3 protein-coding genes are annotated in these 3428 nt (G+C 73.7%); all 3 read left to right on the top strand.

Annotation, left to right across the window (positions count from 1 at the left end):
* The coding region (locus tag ACFVXA_RS36745) for a hypothetical protein (protein WP_390028394.1) at positions 1 to 120 on the top strand (120 nt) is incomplete at its 5' end.
* Between the two features lie 31 nt (positions 121 to 151).
* Positions 152 to 1648, top strand: coding sequence for an FAD-dependent monooxygenase (locus ACFVXA_RS36740; RefSeq protein ID WP_390028384.1), 1497 nt, complete (start codon positions 152 to 154; stop codon positions 1646 to 1648).
* 134 nt (positions 1649 to 1782) lie between these two features.
* A complete protein-coding gene (gene hemG / locus ACFVXA_RS36735) occupies positions 1783 to 3261 on the top strand; it encodes a protoporphyrinogen oxidase (protein WP_362016396.1) in 1479 nt (492 codons plus the stop codon).
* The last annotated feature ends 167 nt before the right edge of the window (positions 3262 to 3428 follow it).

Raw genomic sequence — 3428 nt, 5'->3', positions numbered from 1 at the left:
GTCCTCATACGACCCGACGGCTACGTCGCCTGGACCTCCCCCGGCACCACCGACGACCTCACCCAGGCCCTCGACCGCTGGTTCGGCACCACCCGCGTCCCCCAGACCGCCGGCCGGTGACCGGCGGCATCGACCGAAGAGGAGCGCACACATGTCCAGGGATGTAATCGTCGTCGGAGCGGGCCCGGTCGGGCTGATGACCGCAGGCGAACTCAAGCTCGGCGGCGTGGACGTCGTCGTCTACGAGAGGCTCGCCACCCCGCCGCGTGAGTCGCGCGGCGCGAGCTTCACCAAACGCACCGCCGAGTGCTTCGACCAGCGGGGCCTGCTCGGCCGGCTCGGCGAGACCGAACCCGCGGACAGCCACTTCGGCGGGGTGCCGATCGACCTCGGCATGCTGGCGGAGGACCACTACGGGCACCGGGGGATCTCCCAGTTCCGCACCGAGCGGATGCTGGAAGGCTGGGTGACCGAGCTCGGCGTGCCGATCCTGCGCGGCTACGAGGTGACCGGCTTCCACGAGAGGCCGGACGGCGTCGTGGTGGCCCTCGACGGCCCCGACGGCCCGGGTGAGGACACCGCCGGCTACCTGATCGGCTGCGACGGCGGGCGGAGTTCCGTCCGCAAGCTGGCCGGGATCGGTTTCCCCGGCTCCGACGGACGGCGCGGCTTCTTCACCGCCGACGTCACCGGGATCGACACTCGTAAGCGGCGCATCGGCGAGAACCTGCCGGGCGGCAGCATGGTCATGGCGATGGACCTGGAGAACGGCGTCACCCGGGTCGTCGTCCACGAGGCCGGGACGCCGCCGCGCGATCGCGGCTCCCTCACCTACCCCGACCTCGCCGACGCCTGGCAGCGGCTCACCGGCGAGTCCATCCACCACGGGCAGTGCCGCTGGATCAGCTGCTTCACCGACGCCTCACGGGCCGCCGCCGAGTACCGGCGCGGCCGGGTGTTCCTGGCCGGCGACGCCGCGCACGTGCAGCCCCCGGCCATGGCACAAGGACTGAGCGTGGGCGTCCAGGACGCCGTGAACCTCGGCTGGAAGCTCGCCGCGACGGTCAAGGGCTGGGCGCCCGAGGGCCTGCTCGACACCTACCACGCCGAACGCCACCCCATCGGGGAGCAGTTGGCGCGCAACGCCCGCGCGGCGATCGAGCTGCGGCTCACCGGCGAGGACATGGACCCGGTCCGCGCCGTCATGGCCGAGCTGGTCTCCCACAAGGACGCCGCCGGGCACCTGGCGGGAATGCTGAGCGGCCTGGGCATCCGCTACGACCTGGGCAAGGGCGACCACCCCCTGCTCGGCCGGCGCATGCCGCCCGACCGCGAACTCACCCTGCACGACGGCACCCGCACCCGCGTCGCCGACCTCCTGCACACCGCACACGGCCTGCTCATCACCACGGACCACACACTGGCACGACCCGCCGAAGACCTCACCGACCGGATCGACATCGTCACCGCAACCTGGACCACCCACCCCGACCCCACCCCGCACGCAGCCCCCGCACCGGACACAGCCCCCACCCCGGACGCCGTCCTCATACGACCCGACGGCTACGTCGCCTGGACCTCCCCCGGCACCACCGACGACCTCACCCAGGCCCTCGACCGCTGGTTCGGCACCACCCGCCGCCCCTAGGGCCCGTCCGGGGGTCCAGCCGCGCTCGACCGGGGTTCCGGGGCTCCCGGCCAGACTGCCAACGCCTTTCTCGGCGCCGGTGGTCGGCGCCGAGGCGGGCTCTACGACACCGTAACCATGAAGGAGCTGGTGGAATGGCTGGCAGCGAACGGGATCAGGCGAGCGGAAAGCCCCATGTGGTCATCGTCGGCGGTGGTATCGCTGGACTGGCGGCCGCCTTCTATCTGCGGAACGAGCCGGTCCGGGTGACGCTCCTGGAGGGGTCGTCCCGGATCGGCGGGAAGCTGTCGGTCTCCGAGGTGGCGGGTGTCGCGGTCGACGAGGGCGCCGAGTCGCTGTACGCCAACCGCCGCAAGACCACCGGGCTGATCAAGGATGCCGGGCTCGGCGACCGGATCATGTCGGCGGGCGTCACCGCGTCGGCGATCTGGACCAGGGACGAGATCCGGCAGCAGCCCGACCGCCAGTTCATGGGCGTGCCCTGCGACATGGACGGCCTCGCCAAGTCCGGCGTGCTGTCCGCCGCGGGGCTCGAGCGGGCACGGCAGGACCTCGCGCTGCCCTCGTTCGACCGGGACGGCGACGTCTCGGTCGCGGCGTACGTCGGGGGGCGGCTCGGCCAGGAGGTGGTGGACCGCCTCGTCGACCCGTTCCTCGCCGGGGTGTTCTCCGGCCGTGCCGAGGACCTGTCGTTCGAGGCCACGCTGACCCCGCTGGCCAAGGCGTCCCGCGGGCACGTCTCGCTCGCGGACGCGGCGGGCTCGCTGACGCCTCAGCTCGCGGAGGGGGAGAAGCCGCCGCCCGTGAGCGTCGCCACCCTCGAGGGCGGATTCGGTTCGCTGCCCCCCACGCTCGTACGGGAGGTGCTGGCCGCCGCGCCGGACGCGTCCGTGCGCACCGGGGCCCCCGTCAGGGAACTCGCGCGGAGCGCGGGCGGCTGGCGGCTGACCGTGGGGCCGGTCACCGACCCCGAGCACATCGACGCGGACGCCGTCATCGTCGCCGTTCCGGCCGGTCCCGCGAGCAGCCTGCTCGCCGGGGTCCCCGGGACCGCCTCCGCCGTCTCGGCGCTCGCCGAAGTCCCGTACTCGAGCGTGGCGATGGTCACGCTCGCCTATCCCCGCGCGGCGTTCCCCGGCGGGCTCTCCGGCCGGGGATACGCCGCCTACCGGGTGCCCGCGGTGGAGGGGAAGGCGGTCAAGGAGGTCACCTTCACGACCGTGAAGTGGCCGCACCTGGCGGGCCAGGTGGAAATCGTCCGCTGCTCGCTCGGGCGATTCGGCGAGGAGCAGCTGCTGCTGCGCGACGACGCCGATCTCGTCGCGCTGGCGGCGGCCGAGCTCGCCGAGGCGACCGGCGTGACCGGCGTCCCGGTGGCGAGCCGGGTGAGCCGCTGGGACGACGCCCTGCCGCAGTACACCGTCGGCCATCTGGACCGGGTGCAGCGGATCCGTGAGGCGGTGGCGGCCCAGCCCGGACTCGCGGTCTGCGGCGCCCTGTACGACGGCGTGGGCGTCGGTGTCTGCATGACCACCGCACGCAAGGCCGCGGACCAGGTCCTCAGCTGGCTGAAGAAGGACACCGTCGCCCGTTCGGTCGCGGTCGGAGTCTGAGAAGCCCGCGCGGAACGGATCCGTTCCGGCACAGAAGTGGGGGGGGGCGCCCCCAGCGGCCCGCCCCCTGAACGTGGTCGGGGGGGGGTGAGGGGGGGGGGTGTGGGGGGGCCAACACCCCCCCAAACCCCCCCCCGGGGGGGGGCGCGGGCCGGGCCCGCCCCGCG

This window comes from Streptomyces sp. NPDC058246, assembly GCF_042881985.1.
Taxonomy (GTDB): Bacteria; Actinomycetota; Actinomycetes; order Streptomycetales; family Streptomycetaceae; genus Streptomyces.
Note: the sequence above shows the minus strand (reverse complement) of the source record. Positions and strands in the feature narration are given on the sequence as shown.